This is a genomic window from Porphyromonas sp. CAG:1061 (assembly GCF_000435035.1).
In the GTDB taxonomy this organism is placed as follows: domain Bacteria; phylum Bacteroidota; class Bacteroidia; order Bacteroidales; family Porphyromonadaceae; genus Porphyromonas_A; species Porphyromonas_A somerae.
Window position 1 is genome coordinate 22,766 of the sequence record NZ_HF988909.1, and the last position, 19,339, is coordinate 42,104.

The 19,339-nt window shown below is 48.1% G+C and carries 13 protein-coding genes, 1 other RNA gene and 1 riboswitch; of the genes, 9 read left to right on the forward strand and 5 right to left on the reverse strand.

Going from position 1 to position 19,339, the window contains the following annotated elements; all coding sequences use genetic code 11:
* Both QVO39_RS04355 and rnpB read right to left on the reverse strand, forming a co-directional pair.
* Positions 1-1,128 (reverse strand): YihY/virulence factor BrkB family protein (locus tag QVO39_RS04355; protein ID WP_288171750.1); only part of this gene is annotated, 1,128 nt, incomplete at its 3' end.
* A gap of 37 nt (positions 1,129-1,165) precedes the next feature.
* Positions 1,166-1,551, reverse strand: an RNA gene (rnpB, locus tag QVO39_RS04360) — RNase P RNA component class A.
* A 305-nt stretch (positions 1,552-1,856) separates the two neighbouring features.
* Between rnpB and QVO39_RS04365 the strand changes: the two genes are divergently transcribed.
* Entirely contained in the window at positions 1,857-2,354 is a 498-nt protein-coding gene (locus QVO39_RS04365; RefSeq protein ID WP_021903164.1) for a PH domain-containing protein, read from the forward strand.
* 532 nt (positions 2,355-2,886) lie between these two features.
* Here the strand turns inward: QVO39_RS04365 and QVO39_RS04370 are convergent.
* Both QVO39_RS04370 and QVO39_RS04375 read right to left on the reverse strand, forming a co-directional pair.
* Positions 2,887-3,891, reverse strand: a complete 1,005-nt coding sequence (locus QVO39_RS04370; RefSeq protein WP_021903167.1) for a sirohydrochlorin cobaltochelatase — start codon at positions 3,889-3,891, stop codon at positions 2,887-2,889.
* 33 nt (positions 3,892-3,924) lie between these two features.
* The gene (locus tag QVO39_RS04375; protein WP_288171751.1) at positions 3,925-6,042 is read right to left on the reverse strand and encodes a TonB-dependent receptor plug domain-containing protein; all 2,118 of its coding nucleotides are present in this window, start codon (positions 6,040-6,042) and stop codon (positions 3,925-3,927) included.
* Between the two features lie 97 nt (positions 6,043-6,139).
* Positions 6,140-6,365, reverse strand: a riboswitch (cobalamin riboswitch).
* A 406-nt stretch (positions 6,366-6,771) separates the two neighbouring features.
* Between QVO39_RS04375 and QVO39_RS04380 the strand changes: the two genes are divergently transcribed.
* The 6 genes from QVO39_RS04380 to QVO39_RS04405 all read left to right on the forward strand — a co-directional run bounded on the left by QVO39_RS04380 (position 6,772) and on the right by QVO39_RS04405 (position 13,702).
* Complete coding sequence (locus QVO39_RS04380; RefSeq protein ID WP_021903169.1) at positions 6,772-8,088, forward strand: UDP-glucose dehydrogenase family protein; 1,317 nt, start codon at positions 6,772-6,774, stop codon at positions 8,086-8,088.
* Between the two features lie 20 nt (positions 8,089-8,108).
* A complete protein-coding gene (locus QVO39_RS04385) occupies positions 8,109-8,621 on the forward strand; it encodes an META domain-containing protein (RefSeq protein WP_021903170.1) in 513 nt (170 codons plus the stop codon).
* A gap of 134 nt (positions 8,622-8,755) precedes the next feature.
* On the forward strand, positions 8,756-11,275 hold the full coding sequence (locus QVO39_RS04390; RefSeq protein WP_021903171.1) for a glycoside hydrolase family 2 TIM barrel-domain containing protein: 2,520 nt from the start codon (positions 8,756-8,758) through the stop codon (positions 11,273-11,275).
* Positions 11,276-11,284: 9 nt separating this feature from the next.
* Positions 11,285-12,232 (forward strand): cation diffusion facilitator family transporter, encoded by a 948-nt coding sequence (locus QVO39_RS04395; RefSeq protein ID WP_021903172.1) that lies wholly within the window; start codon positions 11,285-11,287, stop codon positions 12,230-12,232.
* Entirely contained in the window at positions 12,216-12,818 is a 603-nt protein-coding gene (gene rnhB, locus QVO39_RS04400) for a ribonuclease HII (RefSeq protein WP_021903173.1), read from the forward strand. Before QVO39_RS04395 ends, rnhB begins: the two co-directional genes overlap by 17 nt.
* A complete protein-coding gene (locus QVO39_RS04405) occupies positions 12,815-13,702 on the forward strand; it encodes a DMT family transporter (RefSeq protein WP_018028251.1) in 888 nt (295 codons plus the stop codon). The genes rnhB and QVO39_RS04405 overlap by 4 nt, the downstream gene beginning before the upstream one ends.
* Position 13,703: 1 nt before the next feature.
* Here QVO39_RS04405 and QVO39_RS04410 read toward each other — a convergent pair whose 3' ends face one another.
* Positions 13,704-16,418, reverse strand: a complete 2,715-nt coding sequence (locus tag QVO39_RS04410; RefSeq protein WP_021903174.1) for an outer membrane beta-barrel protein — start codon at positions 16,416-16,418, stop codon at positions 13,704-13,706.
* Between the two features lie 448 nt (positions 16,419-16,866).
* On the opposite strand from QVO39_RS04410, the gene QVO39_RS04415 reads away from it, so the two are divergent.
* Positions 16,867-17,703 carry an SDR family NAD(P)-dependent oxidoreductase gene (locus tag QVO39_RS04415; RefSeq protein ID WP_021903175.1) on the forward strand — a complete coding sequence of 279 codons (837 nt, stop codon included), beginning with the start codon at positions 16,867-16,869 and terminating at the stop codon, positions 17,701-17,703.
* Entirely contained in the window at positions 17,693-19,201 is a 1,509-nt protein-coding gene (locus QVO39_RS04420; protein ID WP_021903176.1) for a class I adenylate-forming enzyme family protein, read from the forward strand. The genes QVO39_RS04415 and QVO39_RS04420 overlap by 11 nt, the downstream gene beginning before the upstream one ends.
* The last annotated feature ends 138 nt before the right edge of the window (positions 19,202-19,339 follow it).

Here is a 19,339-nt window from a genome sequence, read left to right on the forward strand (position 1 = left end):
CTCACCCGCTAGTAGATCGGCACTATACGACTCACCCTCGTGCCTGAAGGCCTTGCATATCTTCTTCATAATGATCAGGGCTACAAGGTCTCTAAAGCGTCGGCTAATGCGCTCACTCTCCTTCCTAAATACATATTGCTTTACATTTTGTATAGCATAGCTCAGCTGTGCCCCAAAGAGGATGATGGTCCACGAGAATTGCATAAAGAGCATCAGTAGGGGGATCGCAGCGACACTTCCGTAGATGCTATTGTACTTAGAAACCCATAACTGCCCCGAGATATAGACCATCTGAAAAATCTGAAAAGCTGCTCCAGCCAAGACCGCCGAAGCAAAAGCGGGTAGAAACTTCACCCGCGTATTGGGGAGTAGCATATAGAGGGCGGTAAGAATCAATATAATCACCACAAAAGGAAGCACCTTCAGTAGCGTGGTGACAACTGGAGCAATACTAATCGTACCAAGTAGCTCAATAGAACTAAGCGAGCCGATAAAGATGTTGGAAAATGAGATGGCAATCAGTGAGATGGGCACGATCACAATAGCGGCAAAGTAACCGATTAGACTCTTGCTAATAGGGCGGGAGTCTTTGATCTGCCAAATCTGGTTGAAAACACTCTCCACCGTCAGTAGCATACTAAATACCGTGTAAATCAATACAATAAGACCCACAATAATCAGCACGCTACTCTGGATCTCCGCTAGATACGACTCCACAAAGTCAAAGGCTGTGGTGAGCTCCATCTGATGGGCTGGGAAAGCATCGTAGAGGGCACGCTGCACCGAGGCCTGCATCCCGAAACCAGCCGCCACACTCAGGATAATAGCAAGCGTAGGCACTAATGCCAGCAGCGTGGTATAGGTGAGGGCGGAGGACTTCTGGGCCACCGACCCATCAATAAACTCCTTTACTGAGATATAAAGCACCCTTAGGATACGCACGAAAAAGCCCGACACCCCTTTCATCTCGGCGTCATAAAGCCGCCACATATCACTCGTGATAAAATTATAGGCATTGCCAAACCACTTGCCGAGACGATTAAAGACGGAGTTTTTTGATTCCCTCTTACTTCTCTCCTCTTGGATCTTTTCCAGCCTTTGGTTGATATCCTCCTCTTGATTTCTCATTCAATACTTCCTATATATATAATGAGTAAAGAAAAAACGTATGAGTCCTCAATAAGCCGGGTTCTGTCTGCCTTCTCCCTAGGGATTAGGCTGCTTGCCATCTATCTAGACCTAGAGTCACCCCTAGGCTCTATCGGTCTACCCCCCAGCATCGGGCGAGCCACCCTACAAGCGCTGGTATACGCGACCTTTCCACCCACAATGCATACTGCAGCTCGATATCACTATCAGCTCGGTGGGCTCTTACCCCACCTTTTCACCCTTACCTGTGAAGTTTGCACTCAGTGCAAAGCCACGTGGCGGTTATTTTCTGTTATGCTCATCTACCTCACGATAGCTTCCCGTTAGGAAGTGTAGTGCTCTTTGTGGCCCAGACTTTCCTCTCGTGTAGCACGCTACACCAGCGGCACGCTTTCGGACTCATACGCTCTTACTCTCTCAGTTTCTCCAAAATAAAAGCTCCTAAAGCCGTTGCAAAGATACCAAATTGTTACGACACCACTTGAACCCCTGCGCAGGGGCCACGCATTAGAAATATAAACTTAAGTTACAGCCTTAATATGGACCCCAAAAAACACTCCGTAAAAACCAAACAGTAAGACCTTTTCTAATGCAGAACTTCGTGCAATAGCCCCTCACTAGTGTGGACTATATCGCAAACAATTGTTATATTTACACCAAATAAGAGATAAACTCAAAAGAACTATTCACAAAAAGCACAAGACTGTATGGAGCCGATAAAGCACTACAAAAACAAATGGGATCGCTTCACCATTATCATGACCACGCTAGTATTGATCGTGATTACCATTGCGGTCATTGCCCTGTACTGCGAAGGGGGACTATGGCTTCAAGTGACGGCTACAGTACTATTGCTATTTGCCATCATCCCTATCTTCCTTCGCCCCCTCCCCACCAGCTACGATGGTGAGAAGCTTATCGTCCGATTTTTATGTTATAAAAAGGTCTACAGCCTATCACAGTACACCCCTGTGTATATAGAGCACTTTTCGACCACCAAAGCAGTACGGATTTTTGCCTCGGGTGGGTACTTCGGCTACTGGGGCATCTGGCGCATGCACCTTAATGGGAGAGATCGTTGGGATACGCTCCACTCCTATACTACCTCACGCAAAGAGGATTGCATTCTGCTGATGCCAAAAGAGGAAAGTAAGCATAAAGTACTCCTGAATGCCGACGGAAGGTGGTTCTCCACGTCTGACTAACCACTCATCTCGGCAGGGGTTACGCATTAGAAATATAAACTTAAGTTACAGCCTTAATATGGATAGCTTGTACTAGACAAGCGAGTAAGGACCTCCTCGCAGAGGTCCTTACTCAAAGACACCTCCCCAAAAACCATACGGTGATACCTTTCTAATGCGTTACCCCTTGCCACTCCGCCAGGGGTAACCCTGAATAGGTTTAGGGAAAAGTTGATTTCTTGAGTTATTATTGATAACTTTGCGAGTACATTTTTGTTCATAACTTGATAGCCATTAGTTGAATAAATACTGTTGATACTCAAGCTGTAAATAGGATTTTACTCCTAACAATCTATAATAGTATTGAACAGTATTTTTAGGCCTCCTTATTGCCCCCAATAGATTCTATGATATTCATAGAATAATCAAGGATTCCGCCTAACTAACTAATGGCTATCTCTTTTATCGCTCTGCCCTTTATGCAAAAGGAGGAAACGAGTAAGGGCGGGCACCAATTGGTGCTCGCCCTTATTATTATCAGTCAATAGGAGGGTTACTCCTTATTTCCATCAGCAATAGCCGCTTTGAGGTGCTCAAGGTAAATATTGTTGATCTCCTTATAGTCGCCAAGGCCCTTCATATGTGTCTCCACCTTCCAGCCTTTCTTTTCCAATTGCCACTTCCAGCTCTGGTCTTCATCAGCCTCGCCTTTCTCGTAATCTCCAGCCATATCATTATTAGCGTGGTCACCTACGATGGTCATAAGAGGTTGTAGATGGATTTTCTTATTAGCTACTTTATCCTCTACCATCTTTAGTTCACCAACGAGGTAGTCAAATAGCATTGCTGGATAGTCCACAGTAGCTACATATACATAGCCATGTCCGTAGTTTTCCTTAGCATACTTTTGCATCTCTTGCTCTAGCATCTTATACTTTTGGTTGGCATACTCGTAGTTCTCCTCAGGGTTACCGTGTCCCATAAAGGCGACTGCCTCACCCTTCTGGATATGCTCCTTATGATCATCCACTAGGATCTTAGCTACCTTTTGGATATCCTCTTTAGAGTAGAGAAGAGGGTGACCTAGCACAGCATCATTACGACCTTTTCGATCATCAACCAACTTTACGTTGTACTCCTTCTTCACATAAGCATCCCTTAGAAGTGTAAACTCCTCACCTGGGATAACGTGGAAAGACTGTACATAGACATTCTTGTAGTTCTTCTTCAAGAAGCTTTGCATCCACATTGCAGGTGGAATAAACTCCTTTCCTTGAGCCTGCATACGGTTAATAATAATCCTAGAAGTATAGGAGAGGTAAAGGTCGGTATTGGGGAATTGCTTTTGGAAAAATGCCTTTTGCTTCTCAAAGGTTTGCTGTGGCACATCATAGGTTGAGCCAAAGGTCACTAGTAGTAGAGCAGTGTCGTGCTTCTTTGGGAAAGCGTCGGCAGGGTTTTGTGTAGGAGCTTTTACCTCTTCATCACAGGCAGTAAATGCCATTGCTGTCATAGCTAGAGCGACTAGCGTCAGCATCAAGTTGTAGTACTTCTTCATAATTCTTGTAGTTAAAAGTTTATTAGAAAATCATTAATCCTTCTTTTGGTCAAAGCCTATCTTCACCGTAGCGAAGTAGGTACGTCCAGGCGTCTTTGTACCGAAGTTGAGCCCATAAGGATGGGTCTCCTTGTAGTCAAAGATATTATTTACTCCGAGCGTCAGCTGGAGATTCCACTGCTTCCAATACTTAAATCGGTGGGTAGTGGTGAGGTTCCAAAGTGCAAAGCCAGGGGCATCGCCATAGTAGGCATAGTATCTATCTGTCTGAAGCCTACCATGTAGCCCCGCCACAAGGTCGTAGTGCTTTTTGCGAAGCGTGTAGGTAGCACCCACTGTCCCCTTATGTTTCGAGGTGCCGTCTATTGGTCGCTCCACGATCACCGGCTTGCCATCGCCCTTTTTGGTGAGCTCCGAATCATACACATGGGTACTGGTATTGGTGAGCGTGTAGCCCATAGAGAGCTTCAGATACTTCACTGGTGCCCACGTCATGGCATACTCCAGCTCCCATATCTTGGCATCCTCAGCATTGATATACTGCATGGCACCATCTAGCTCTCGCCCTTCATCGCTTTGGTATTTAGAAGGCAATGGAACTGGGATTAGGGTAATCATATTATTGAGCTGATTATAAGAGCCGTATAGATGCATCGAGAGCTTCTTGCTAGGGTCATAGCTAAAGCCTAAAGAGAAGTAATCTGATACTTGAGGCTTCAGGTCGGGATTACCCAGATAGACCCTTAGTTTACTCATCATCGTCCGCTGATATTCGTAGTAGATCTCCTTAATGGTTGGAGTTTTGAACCCTCGACCATAGGTACCACGGAGTTGCAACCCACTCTCCCCAAAACGGTATTGCAGGGAGAGCTTTGGAGTGATATGGCTACCAAATGCTTTATGGTATAAATACCTCACGCCACCCGTGACATTAAATAGGGGAGTTACCTGCCACTCATCCTGAGCATAAGCCGAAAGGGTATAGGCCGATCCGGAGCCATTGGGCATACGATTGGGAGCAATCAAATGGTCCACAATTCCCTCCACACCAAAGGTAGCTTGATGATCTGTGCCAAAATACATAGAGCCCTTGGCATGAAGTAGGTATTGGCGTTGGTCGCTCTCCAAAGACGACTCCCCAGGCTGATAATAAAATGGCATCGGCACATAATGTAGCCTACCATCATCTAGCACCTCAGGCCGTAAATACTCATCTAGGTACCGACTGTAATAATCATAGTGGTAGGCGTGTCGGTCAAAGCTAGCTAAGAGATTAAAGGTCTGGTAGGCACTTGGTCGGTAGGTGGTCTCCACGCTTGCTGCCTGGTCATTGTATCTCAGGTTAAACTGTCTCCACCGTGGACCCCCTGGCTTGTGATAAATACGCTTTTTGTAGAGCATACCTGTACCACGCACCTCCCACTGCCTATTGGGTCGCCAAGCGATCTCTTGCTGGATACGATGATTATAAAAGGCACTAGTAGTCTCTGTAGTACTATTTTCGTAAAGCTCCTTCCGGTAAAGCTCCTGCGTGCTATTTTGCCAGCCACTACTCCTATCACCTGAGTATTGGGTCACGCTAGAAAAGGTCTTGTACCCCCACGCAATGGTATTATTCTGCTGCCATTGCCCATACGAACCTAGGCGTGTACTATTGACCACCGAAAGTGGCGTATCAGTATAGTCCTTGGTGATGATATTGATCACACCCGCAATGGCATCCGATCCATACAGCGTAGAGGCTGCTCCTTTGACGATCTCGATCTTCTCTATCATAGAAGCACTAATCTTGCCGAGGTCATTTTGACCACCCACATCGCCATGTAGCCTGCGGCCATTCACCAGCACTAAAATATAGCTATTGCCTAGCCCGCCAAGAGTGATTCCACTTCCCATACCACTATTCAGAGCATCAAATGAAGGGGATATCGTAGTGAGGATACCATCGAGATTGTGCCCCGAAATACTGATCAAATCTTGCTTCGACACCACCTCTGTACGCACTGGTGCTACCGCACTATAATGGCGGGTACCTGTTCCTGTCACCACCACCTCCTCCAGCTGATCTGAGAGCTGAATAGAATCCTTAGGAAGCGACTGGGCCTCTGCACCTACCCCATAAAGAATACAGCAAAGCAGGCACCCAAACACGCACCATACACTCCACCTTTTACGTGAGCACATAATATAATAACGATAAATAAATACACACGGATACTAGCCTGTTCCTGAGCCAAGAGTATCCATAAAAATACTAGGCAAGTAGGCAGGTCTCCCGACTTAGTCTTATCCCTTTCAATAGAAAAGCCTTCCCAGAGTAAATCCAGTGGCTTCAGAGAATATCTGAAAGGCGGAGGCAACCTACCTCCTCAAGACATTACGGTAGCAGGAACTGTTTTGGATTCTCACCAAATTCCCTATTAAATAGCCACTCATCGTACACAAGTGACCATACCTATCTGCTTTCTGCAAAGGTACCCAAAAGAAACACAAAAAACAATAAAAATTAAGATTTATTTTCCACAACACGCAACACGCCACCCACCAGCAGAAAAAAGAATAGGCGATCACAGCCAAAACTGAGATGCAACTAAGCAATCGACGAGTTGCAACTAAGCAAACGGCGAGTTGCAACTAAGCAAACGCTTAGTTGCAACTAAACTTTTCGCCCGACCACTACCTCCGACTCGTCCGACCTGTCCGACTCGTCCGATTAGGCACTCCCGATTAATCGCCCTATGGTAAGAACCCCTGCTATAAACCATACGGTAAGAACTTTCTCATGCGTCACCCCTAGGTAGAGGGCTACTATAGTGGATTAATCAATATATTCTTGGTACCTTAGTGCAACTATTGTAAATACGAGGTAGAGAAGTAAGTATGAATATTGCGATTATTGGCACAGGATATGTGGGGCTAGTGAGTGGCACCTGCTTTGCGGAGATGGGGGTAAATGTCTGCTGCATTGATAAGGATCAAACCAAGATTGAAGCACTCAGAAGGGGAGAAATACCAATATACGAGCCAGGTCTGGCCGAGCTAGTGGCTAAGAATAGAGCCCAAGGACGCCTCACCTTTCACACAGACTTGGGAGAGGTGATCAATGAGGTTGACATCCTCTTTATTGCTGTCGGCACCCCTACTGGTGAGGGCGGGGAAGCCGACCTTCAGTATGTATTTGCTGTAGCCGAGGAGATAGGACAATTGGCCACCAAGCACCTATTGGTGGTGACCAAGAGCACCATACCAGTGGGGACTACAGATCGGGTGGAGGAGATAATAAGGGCTGGGTATGCCAAGCGAGGGCTCGCAACACTCGAGCTAGACATGGCAAATAACCCTGAATTCTTAAAGGAGGGGGCAGCGATCAAAGACTTTATGAGCCCCGACCGTGTAGTGGTGGGGTACAAAAGCGACTATGCCAAGGAGCTGTTGCATCGGCTCTACAGACCCTTTCTCCTTAATAATTATCGTGTTATCTGCATGGATATCCACTCTTCGGAGCTCACTAAGTATGCCTCCAATGCGATGCTCGCCACCCGTATCAGTTTTATGAACGAGCTGGCCAACCTTGCAGAGGCAATTGGAGCCGACATCTCTCTTGTTCGGGAGGGTATGGGTTCGGACAAACGCATCGGCAAGGCCTTTTTGTACCCCGGCTGTGGCTATGGGGGCTCTTGCTTTCCAAAGGATGTACAGGCACTCGCCAGCACTGGCCGTGAGCACGGCCGGCCACTGACCATTATTGAGCAGGTGCATAAGGTGAATGAGTGGCAGAAGCTACGCCCCTATGAAAAAGTGGTAGAGCACCTAGGCGACCTCAAGGGAAAAAAGGTGGCAGTATGGGGACTAGCTTTTAAGCCTGAGACGGATGATATGCGACAAGCACCCTCTATCGTGGTGATTAATGAGCTGATCAAGGCGGGGGCAGAGGTATCCGCTTTTGATCCAATCGCCATTGAGAATGCCCGCAATATCTTGCCCTCGGGTGTCACTTATGGGCAAGATATATATGATGCGGTAGAGGGAGCAGATGCCCTTATTCTACTGACTGAGTGGAAGCAGTTTAGGCTCCCCAATTGGAAGCGTGTCAAGGAGCTGATGCGTGGAAATCTAGTGGTAGACGGACGAAATATCTATCCATCGGAGGAGCTAGAGGCTCTCGGCTTGGTATATACGGGAATAGGAATTAACTAATTAATAACAACAAAAGGATTATGAGAAAGTATCTTATCTATTTAGGAATTGCACTTGCAGGTATTGCTCTAAGTAGCTGCAGTAGCAAGCAAAAGACGAATGAAGAGCAAACAACCACTACCACAACTGAAACAGCCGTAGTGGCAGATGAGGGAGTGGACTTCTTTAAGGCTGTTCCTAAGGAGCAACTCGAGGGCGAGTGGACTGTCCAAAAGATCGGGGAGACGGAGATGACTGAGGTGAGCCTCACCCTTTCATTTGACATTGCCAAGAATCGATTCGCAGGCAACTTTGGCTGCAATGATTACATGGGCAACCTTGAATTTGACGACCCCGCCGATGATGACTATGATGCCACGGAGATCGACTTCGATGACCTTGCTGGCACCCTAGCCCTCTGCGAGCATATGGATATTGAGAAGCAATTCACTCAGCTCCTCGACAAGGTTGAGCACTTTACCATCTCTGAAAATGGTGAGCTCTATCTACTTGACGATTTTCGCAAGCCTCTAGCTACACTCGTACGCAAGTAACTCTCATTTGCTTTATGAGCAACAAAAAAGGCAGTCTTGACATTAAGCCGAGACTGCCTTTTATTATAGAGAGAAGGTCGGTAAAAATGGGTATATTTGCAGATAGTTATTAAGGAACATATATTAGGAAACGTATGCAACATTACCTATCACTGGCTGTGGCTCTCATAGCTATCACAGCAGCGACTCTGCCGAGCTTTGGACAGAATAAATTGGATAACAGCCTCACGCCTAGAGAGGTTCTTCGCCTAAGAGAGGGTTGGCACTTCACTAGGGAAGACCAAAAGGCGTTTAGCAACCCCAAGTACGACGATAGCAAGTGGTCACAAGTGGTGGTGCCACACGATTGGGCCATCTATGGCCCTTATAGCCCAGAGATAGATAAGCAGTTCTTGGCCATTTCACAAGATGGTCAGAATACACCTATTTACCACGTAGCTCGCACGGGCGGACTACCCCACGTGGGAGCTGGCTGGTACCGCAATACCTTTACCCTAAAGGAGGGTTATCAGAGCTCCGACCGCACCTATCTACGAATAGATGGAGCGATGAGCAATGCAAGGGTCTTTATCAATGGCAAGGAGGCGATCTACTGGCCTTATGGGTACAGCCCGTTTCAGGTGGATATCACTGATTATATCAATCCACAAGAGAAGCTTCAAAGCATTGCCATTCGCTTAGAAAACCCTGACGAGACCTCTCGCTGGTATCCTGGTGCTGGGCTCTACCGCAATGTATGGGTTACCTTTGCCTCTGGAGTAAAGGTAGCCGAATGGGGCACCCAGATCACTACACCCAGAGTAGACAAGGAGTGGGCACAGGTGAATATCAAGACGACACTCGAAAACCATACCTTTACGGAGCCTGAAAGGATCTCTATCCGTACTGCACTTCTTGAAGGAGGAAATGAGGTGGCGGTAATGGAGAATTCTGGCAGCGAGCTAATGGGAAATCTACTGGAGCAGAATATCAAGCTCCAACACCCCAAGCTGTGGGATCTCAATGAGCCCAACCTATACACTGCCCTTACTCAGGTATTTGTAGATGGCGAGCTGGTGGATAGCTACCAAACGAGATTCGGGGTGAGAACGATTGAGCTACGCCCCGATGATGGCTTTTATCTCAATGGTAAGAAGGTGATGATTCAGGGCGTCTGTCTGCATCACGACCTAGGCCCTCTTGGCGGAGCAAGCCACAAGAGGGGATATGAGAGGCAGATTCGACTGATGAAGGATATGGGTGTGAATGCTATTCGCACTTCGCACAATATGCCAGCCCCTGAGTTGATTGAAGCTTGCAACGAGATGGGGATGATGGTGATGGCTGAGAGCTTTGATGAGTGGGCACGCCCTAAGGTGAAGAATGGTTACCACCTCTACTTTGAGCAGTGGGCGGATCGTGACCTGACCAATCTTGCGAGAGCTTTCCGCAACGACCCTTCTATCGTGATGTGGAGTATTGGTAATGAGATAGATGAGCAAGTGACCCCTGGCGGTAATAAGGTGGCATACTTCCTACAGAGTGTACTGCACCGCGAAGACCCTACTCGCCCCGTGACAGTCGGTATGAACAACCCTCTAGGAGCGGTGAAGAATAACTTTGCTACGACTATGGATTTAGCAGGCTTCAACTACTACAATTGGCAGTACCAAGAGGCGTATGAGCAATTGCCACAGCGGCTGATACTAGGTGCCGAGACCACCTCTACGCTCTCTTCTCGTGGCATCTACAAATTCCCTGTAGAGCGGAAGTCTATGGCCAAGTACCCCGACCAGCAGTGCAGTAGCTATGATGTGGAGCATTGCGGATGGAGCAATCTTCCAGAGGACGACTTCCTCAATCAAGAGGACCTACCTTACACGATTGGAGAGTTTATTTGGACTGGTATTGACTATATTGGTGAGCCAACTCCTTACTACACAGAGTGGCCTAGCCACTCCTCTTACTTCGGAGCAGTGGACTTGGCGGGGATTGAGAAGGATCGGTTTTATCTTTATCGCTCGCATTGGAATAAGGGCCAGGAGACACTCCACATCCTTCCGCATTGGAATTGGCAAGGACGCGAAGGGGAGGTGACTCCTATCTTTGTCTACACCAACTACCCTACGGCGGAGCTATTTATCAATGGCAAAAGCCAAGGGAAGCGGACAAAGGATCTCTCTGTATCTCTGGAAACTCCTCGTGATGGACTACAAAGACAACCACGCTACCGCCTGATGTGGATGGATACGGTGTACCAACCTGGTGAAGTGAAGGTAGTGGCTTATGATGAGCAAGGTAATGAGGTGGCAACTAGAGCTATTAGGACTACGGGCAAGCCTTATGCCATCAAGATGACGCTTGAGAATGACCATATCAAGGCGGATGGTGAGGATATCGCCTATGTACGTGTGCAGATAGTGGATCGGGGGGGCAATGTGGTGCCAACTGCCACTAATGAGGTGACCTTTAAGGCGAAAGGGGCGGGGCGCTTCCACGCTGCAGCCAATGGTGATGCTACCTGTATTGTGCCATTCCAAAGCAATAAGCAACCCGCCTTTAGCGGACAGCTCACTGCCATTGTACAAGCGGGTAAAAAGGGTGGTACTATCCAGCTAACAGCCTCAGCTAGGGGGCTGAAGTCCGATACTATTACAGTCAATGTAGAGCCATAATCCATTTCAATGAAGGATAATCATACCGCTAAAGTACAGGCATATCACGCCAGCATCTGGGTCAATTCAATATTGCCCCCACTGAAACTCGTGGTAGGGATCCTCGGCAATAGCTTTGCCCTCATCGCGGATGGTATCAATTCACTAGCTGATATTCTCTCTAATCTCGTAGTCTATCTGCTACTCAAAGTATCTGGTAAGCCGCAAGACGAAGACCACGACTATGGACACGGCAAGTATGAGACGGTGGCCACCTTTTCGCTCGGGGCAGTGATGATTGTCGCTGGTGTGATGATTGTGGTGGATGGTATATCAACCATTGCTACCTACTTTACTGATGGTGAGCTGCCAGAAATCCCCTCGTGGATAGTACTGGTAGTTGCTATCTTTGCGATGGGGTTAAAGGAGTGGGTCTATCACTACACAATGAAAAAGGCGAAGGAGACCCGTAGCGAGGTACTCCGTGCAGAAGCATTGGACCATAGGAGTGACGTATTTACCTCACTCGCAGTACTGATAGGAGCTGGGTGCGCGATAGCCTTTGGAGGGGTGGCTAGGCTAATGGAGCCTGTGGCCGCTATTGTGGTGGCTGGCTTTGTAATGCGGATGGGTGCAATTGTAACTATCCCAGCACTCAACAAGCTCACAGAGGCAAGCCTACCCCAAGAGACTGAGGAGGAGATTCTCCAGATCGCTGAAAGTGTAGAGGGGATACAACTGCCTCACAACCTACGGACGAGGATGACTGGTAGTGATACCATCGCCATCGAAATGGACGTGAGAGTGGATGGGAACATACCGCTTTACGAGGCACACGACCTCACCATACGCGTGGAAGAGCTTCTGAGGGAACGCTTTGGAGAGGAGACGCACATCATCATTCATATTGAGCCGATGACCCCTTTTGTGCATAAGGTAGGCTCCTACAAAGAAATCCAAAATGAAACTGCCCAATAGGTTGATCCCCGAGCGGATAGAGGCGGGGATAGATGAGGTGGGCAGAGGTTGCTTGGCAGGTCCTGTAGTGGCAGCCGCAGTAATCCTTCCATCCGAATGCTCTATCTCTGGCCTGCACGACTCGAAGAAGCTCTCGCCAAAGCGTAGAGAGGAGCTAGCAAGTGCTATCAAAGAGCAAGCTCTTGCTTATGCCATTAGCGAGGTACCACCAGCAGAGATTGACGAGATCAATATCCTCCAAGCCACCTTCAGAGCAATGAATAAAGCCATCTCGGCACTCTCTACACTGCCCGAATACCTATTGATAGATGGCAATAAGTTTAAGCCCGAGACCGACATCCCCTTTGAGACAATTGTGGGAGGCGACGACAAGGTGGCAAGCATCGCTGCCGCCTCTATCCTAGCCAAGACTTACCGAGATAGATTGATGATAAAATACGCAGAGGAATACCCAGGATACGACTGGGAGCACAATATGGGATATGGCACGCCCCGACATCTCCTCGGGATCCGAAAGCTAGGCATTACCCCACTCCACCGACGCTCCTTTGCACCGTGCCAACCAACATTATTTGATTCATTATGACCAACGAACGTACTAAAGGCTATATTGCAGGCCTACTATCGTCTGCAACATTTGGATTGATTCCACTATTCACCGTCCCACTCATGAGAGAGGGGATGGAGACAGAGACGATTCTCATCTACCGCTTCGGCTTTGCTACACTTCTAGTAGCTCTAGTAATGCTCCAAAAGCGAATATCCTTTCGGGAGACAGCCAAGCACATACGTATCATATTCATTATGTCGACCCTCTACTTCTGTAGTGCACTATTTCTGATCAATGGCTACAAAGTGATGACCTCGGGCGTGGCGACAGTGATCCACTTTATGTACCCGCTGATGGTGGCACTCCTGATGCTCATATTCTTTAAGCAACGGATGACCCGTCGTGGGCTCATCTCACTAGTCATCGCTTTTATGGGGGTAGTACTACTTTCGGGGATTTTAGGTAGCGAAGGGGTACAAGTAAAGCTAACTGATATCGCACTAGTCGCTTTCAGTGGTTTCTGCTATGCAGTCTATATTATTGTGGTGAATAAAACGACTATTGGCACTATTCCGAAGTGGCGACTCACCTTTTACCTGATGCTATTTAGCACCCTATTCTTTATAGGTCTATCTATCGGTAAGCAGACACTTGAGCTACCCCCCACACCAAGAGCATGGGGCTTACTCTTCCTATTGGGGTTGGTGCCTACATTGATATCCAATTTATTCCTCATTGTTGCCATTCCTATCATCGGCTCTACCACCACTGCTATTATGGGAGTACTTGAGCCCCTCACTGCAGTGATCGTCGGAGTTACCGTACTAGGGGAGCAACTCACGGCACAAAGCACCCTCGGCATCGGTGCGGTGATTATCGCTGTAGCTCTATTGGTGAGTGAGAAGCGACCCACCAGATAGATCAGTGCCTTCTATATCCCCTTCCGTAGCGTTGACCGCTGTGCATTCCTGAAGGCCGGACATCGGCACCCATATTATTAAAGCGGTAAGAGAAGGTCAGCATCACATAGGAAGTAATTCCATTGACCTCACTATCTGTAATTCGATCCAGTGAGATTTGCCTCATAAACGTGGTACGTTGCTGTAGAAGGTCATAGCCTGATAGCTGTAACGTGCCACGTTTTTCTTTCAAAAACGAGTAACTAACCGAAGCATCGAGCAGCCAAAAGTTGCGCTTCAATTGATCTTGATAGCCCGAAGCATCTTGGTAAGTGAGCTTGGAAGTTAAGGAAAGGCCAAAGGGCAAAGTGACTATCGCTTCGCCAAACGCATTGAAATCCCATGTGCGGCTATCCATCTCCTTAGAGATGCTATTCTTCGCCTGCTGCATCATCGCAAAGCCACCCACGGTCGCTTGTAGCCAAGGGCCACTCCAAGTAATCCTTTGAGACAGCATAGGTCGCCACACATCGGCTCGGTTAAGGGCTTCATTGACAAATCCCTTATCACGCGAATAACGCACCCTTCCGAAGGTGAAACTACTCCACTTCGACGAAGCTCCACCCATCGGCAAACTCATCATAAAACCGCCGAAGAGCGACTGATTACCACTGATATTCTGATAGCTCGTCTGCCTCACCCCTGTGGTAGCATCAATCTTTTGTATCGGTGCCACTGCATTATTGGTGAGGTTCCAGCCCCACATCATATTGAGACTTTGGCGAGCCATAGGTCTATTGAAGTTGATGCTTCCCCATACACTATGCGAAAAAGAGGGGAGTAGGTCGGGATTACCTTGCACCTGAGCGAGCGGTGAAAGGACAATCGTTGCAGGGTTGAGCTGGCTCATAGAGGGTTGACTGGTACGACCATTGTAGCGGATATTGATTTGCAATGAATCCGAAGGTCGGTATTCCAAAATCGCGGTAGGTGCATAATTCCACACCGTACGTTGCTTATCAAAGGTCACCTCACCCCCTTGTGTGGATATTGTATGCGATGTACTTGGGTTCACCCCCATTCCAGCATAGAGGTAACTGCGAGGGGCAAGTTTATAACGCAGGCGCGCTAATATCCTATGGGTAAAATAGCTATTCTCCGACCCCCTTGAGTAGATAGGGTCTAGCTCCGTGTACTCTCCCGTAGCACCCTTATTGAAGGTCGATTGATCGCTCTTTCTCCTACCAAAGTTGGCATCATACATCAATTGAAGTGCCCACTCCTTACTAAAGGGTTCAAGATAGGCGACTCTAAAACGTCCCGACTCTCCACGGTCATAAGAGCGTTGTTGCTGATCGCGTAGCTTCTTCTCCTGCGACCGTCGGAAGTTGGTCTCAGATAGCTGAAGCCCCTCTCCATCAGAGCCATTAAATCGGTAGGAGAGACGGGCATAAATATTCCGCCCTAGCTCAGTAAAGGTATGACGGAAGTGCAGATCGCCATTCACCTCGTAAGAAGTTCCATCATTAGTTCGTAACGATTGGCCATCATTAATAGCGATACCCTGACGGTTAGTTGTCTGAAATTGGGAGCTATTATCCGTTTTATTCCAATTATATCTGAAGTAAGGCTCAAAGACCAGCATAGTGGACTCCTGGGGGTTCCACTCTAGGCGACCATTAAGGTTGACCTCCTCATCCCTCCTAAAGTTGTGATACTGCTCCGCCTCGTTATTGGCCTTTTCGCCACCCAGCAATTGAGTCGTCATCGTCTTGCCATCCACCGAGAAATCACGGCAATTATAAAAGGCTTCGGCAGTGACCTTCAGGGTTTTATTGAGGAAGAGGTCGTCGTAATTCCCCCCTATCCTACGGGTGGTCTCCTCTCCTCTTCCCCTTCGCACGCCATCAATATTATTCAGCTCGCCGATAATAGTGTACCTCGCATCGTGATTAAATAGATTGACAAGGGCATTGGCAGTATACCGCTGTTGCGTGCCATATCCGGCCGACAGATTAGAGATCAACCCACGCTTTTTATCCTCCTTTATCTCCAGATTGAGCACCTTCACCTTCTCCCCGTCGCTCATCCCGGTGAGCTTTGCCTCGTCCGACTTCTTATCTACCACCTGCAGATTCTTTATCATATCAGAGGGGAGGTTGCGCGTAGCCATTTGTGGATCGTTTCCGAAAAAAGACCGCCCGTCCATCTCAATCCGCTCTATCGCCTCACCATTATAGGTGATTTTTCCATCCTCATCAATCTCCATACCAGGGATGCGCCGTAACAGTTCCTCCAAGCTAGCCCCTTGTCGCATCTTAAAAGCAGCCGTATTGAATTGGATCGTATCTTGCTTCACCGTCATTGGCGTCGCCTGCCCCCTTACCTCTAGCACCCCTAGCCTAGTGACCGACTCGGAGAGGTAAATCTTGCCCAAGTTTACACTCTTATTCACTACCTCCACCCCTTTGTAATAGGGCTCCATACCCAAAAAGCTGATGTGTAGGAGATACTTCCCTGGGGCAATATTCGCAAGAGAAAATTGACCCTTTGTGCCTGTAGAGCTACCTGCCACATAAAGAGAATCGGCTTGATGCAAAAGACGTACTCCCGCCCCTACAATAGTCTCCTCTGTCGCCTCCTCATAAACTATCCCTTTGATTGAATAAGTCTTACTCTGTGCTGATGCCAAAACAGACACCAGCAAAGCTCCTACGATCCATAGCCACTTTCGCATCACGCCTGCACTTTAATATATTTATACTTCTCTTAAATATCCCTTGGATGCCTTCTCGCCACAAAAGTTTAAGGGCAAGAGATATTTTCAAGGGTTACGTTATGAGTAAGAATATCAAGATAGGCTACGCTTTTATAGTTTCATCTAGGGCAAAAATACTATCCTGAGGCATCTCCATAAAACCTCTATGCTAGTAGAGTAAAAGTTGAGATGCAACTAAGCAATCGGCGAGTTGCAACTAAGCAATTGCCGAGATGCAACAAAGCAAATGCTTAGTTGCATCTCGGCAGACACATTTATATAGCACTGAATTACAGACAGTTATAAAAGAGCCTTTGCGACCCTATTTTAGCCGGATTTTTACCTGGCTTCTCTATTGCGTAACCCCTGGAGGTATTTTAATTTGGCTTCCACCATAAACGTTCTTTTATGTAGCTTTGCAATTAGAATGAAGAATTGGTGCCAAGACATATTCCGACGACTGATCTATCCGCCCACTTGTATCGCCGAAAGCAAATTAAAGGGGAGGCTAGAGGGGCGGGTATGCCTCGTAACAGGTGCCTCCTCGGGCATTGGTTTTGCCTTAGCTAGCAGGCTGATCGCTCTTGGTGCCGAGGTGATCCTCCTTTCACGTCATACCGAAGAGCTGGAGCAGATGTATGGCAATGAAAGCCGTGTGGCCATCTATTCTGTGGACCTCCGAAATCGGGAAGAGCTGCTCCGCACCTCAAGCCTGATTGCCGAAAGATATCCAAAGATAGACTATCTCTTTCTGAATGCGGGCAAATCAATCTGTAGGGCCATCCCCGAAACCATAGAGCGACTGCACGACTATGAACGGACGATTAGCGTCAATTACCTTGGGCACGTCGCACTGCTCTTAGCACTCCAGCCGTCTCTGAAGCGAAGTGGTGGTCGGGTCATCTACAGTGGATCCGTCAGTCTGCTATACCCATACGCTCCTAAGTGGTCGGCCTATCACGCCTCAAAAGGGGCCATGGATATTTGGCTACGTACCGCTAAGGTAGAGTGGCATCGAGAAGGGATCAAGGTGCTGACCGCCTACCTGCCACTCGTCCACACCCCGATGTCGGGAGCCAATGCAACATACCGCAATCTACCTGGTTATACGGCAGATGAAGCGGCGATGAAGCTACTCGGCCTCGCCCTTAGCAAAGTTCGCACTACTTATATCCCGTGGTGGGCAAGAATCACCGCTCCAGTAGCACGACTGCTTAGGACACCTATTGAATGGATATACCAACGTACTAACTATGCGAAATAAATCCCACTTCTCCCTATTGAAAGCCCTTTGGCAGATCAAGTTCATCACCCCCAAGGGGCTCTTCACATGGGGTAAAGCTATCCGCTCCGAGGGGGTCAGCCTGATGGCACTACTCAGGTTTTCAGCAGAGACCTACCCCAATAAGAAAGCGCTCAATAGCGAAGGCGAAGAGCTGACCTACCGACAGCTTCTTGAGCAAGCTTATGCACTAGCCAGCCACCTTCAGCAGAAGTATGGCATCACAGAGGGGAGCAAAGTGACCCTACTCTGTCGCAATCATACCCAAGCGGTGCTCTCGATTTTTGCAGTCTCACGCTTGGGGGCTCACCTTTACCTCCTCAATAGCGACCTATCTGCCCAACAGCTCTCTGACCTCTCCAGTAAAAACAAGGGGTATCAGCTATGGATTACCGATTCCGACTTGCCTTTTGTAAAAGGCAGAGTGGTGACGACCGAAGAGCTATCCACCCTTCCCTCCACAAACCATACCGCTCTACCGAAAGTAGCACGAGGCGGTATAATATCGGTTCTCTCCGGAGGCTCCAGTGGCCACTACACAGAGGCAAGTCGCAAGCCCTCCACTACCGCCTTCCTTCCTCCTCTCTTAGCTCTGCTTAGGCAAATTGGCATCCACCAGCAACAGAGTGTCTATATCCCCCTACCCCTATTTCACGGGTTTGGGTTAGCCACACTACTCATCTCCCTCGCGATGGGAAAGCAGATATGGCTCACTAAGCACTTTAGTAGCTCAGAGACGCTGCACAGTATCAAAACAGGAGAGATAGAAGTACTCATCGTGGTTCCGTCGATGATACCGAGATTGCTACAGCATCCCAACGCCTCAGGCCAACTCGCCTCACTTCAAACCATCATCACAGGCGGAGATCGGCTCACCCTCACACAGGCACATCTCTGTCTTAAGGAACTGCCGAATACACAGCTATTCAACCTCTACGGCACCTCGGAGGCTGGATTCTTCATGCTGGCCACCTCCGAAGAACTCAGAAAGGCGACCACAGAAATACCGATAGGCAGACCCATCAAAGGGGTAGCGTGCAAGATCAATAACCCATCGCCCCAAGGGGTGGGTGAGCTATGGGTGGCCTCAAAGTGGGCCATGAGTAGCCGACAAGGGAAATGGCAAGCCACTGGCGACCTCGTCTACCGAGACCCTCAAGGGCTTTACTACCACCGAGGTAGAGCGGATAGAATGGTGGTCTGCGGAGGAGAGAATATCCACCTAGATCACTTAGAAATGGTTGTAGAGCAACACCCCCTGATAGCTACAGCGAGAGCCTTTACGATAGACAACCCCACACTAGGCAATAGCATCGGATTAGAAATAGAATTGATTGAAAAGGGAGCCCTCAGCGAGGAGAGCTTTAGAGAGTGGATAAAAGAAAAAGTACCCTACAGCTCTGCTCTCACGCAGATAGTCTTCAAAGAGGTGACACTCACCAGTACCGGCAAGCGCCCCTCCTCAGGGATTACGCATTAGAAAAGTCTTATCACCAGACATTCATCAGAGAGTCAATGGTTAAGGTGGATGTTGCGCCAACTTTCATATTTTACCGCTCTCTGATTACCTAATATGTAAGTACCTCATTTATGATTGGGGCGTTTCACATATGCGAAT

Coding starts and splice junctions, on each gene's coding strand:
- QVO39_RS04365 (WP_021903164.1), top strand. CDS start 1,857: ATGGAGCCGATAAAGCACTACAAAAACAAATGGGATCGCTTCACCATT.
- QVO39_RS04370 (WP_021903167.1), bottom strand. CDS start 3,891: ATGAAGAAGTACTACAACTTGATGCTGACGCTAGTCGCTCTAGCTATG.
- QVO39_RS04380 (WP_021903169.1), top strand. CDS start 6,772: ATGAATATTGCGATTATTGGCACAGGATATGTGGGGCTAGTGAGTGGC.
- QVO39_RS04385 (WP_021903170.1), top strand. CDS start 8,109: ATGAGAAAGTATCTTATCTATTTAGGAATTGCACTTGCAGGTATTGCT.
- QVO39_RS04390 (WP_021903171.1), top strand. CDS start 8,756: ATGCAACATTACCTATCACTGGCTGTGGCTCTCATAGCTATCACAGCA.
- QVO39_RS04395 (WP_021903172.1), top strand. CDS start 11,285: ATGAAGGATAATCATACCGCTAAAGTACAGGCATATCACGCCAGCATC.
- rnhB (WP_021903173.1), top strand. CDS start 12,216: ATGAAACTGCCCAATAGGTTGATCCCCGAGCGGATAGAGGCGGGGATA.
- QVO39_RS04405 (WP_018028251.1), top strand. CDS start 12,815: ATGACCAACGAACGTACTAAAGGCTATATTGCAGGCCTACTATCGTCT.
- QVO39_RS04410 (WP_021903174.1), bottom strand. CDS start 16,418: ATGCGAAAGTGGCTATGGATCGTAGGAGCTTTGCTGGTGTCTGTTTTG.
- QVO39_RS04415 (WP_021903175.1), top strand. CDS start 16,867: ATGAAGAATTGGTGCCAAGACATATTCCGACGACTGATCTATCCGCCC.
- QVO39_RS04420 (WP_021903176.1), top strand. CDS start 17,693: ATGCGAAATAAATCCCACTTCTCCCTATTGAAAGCCCTTTGGCAGATC.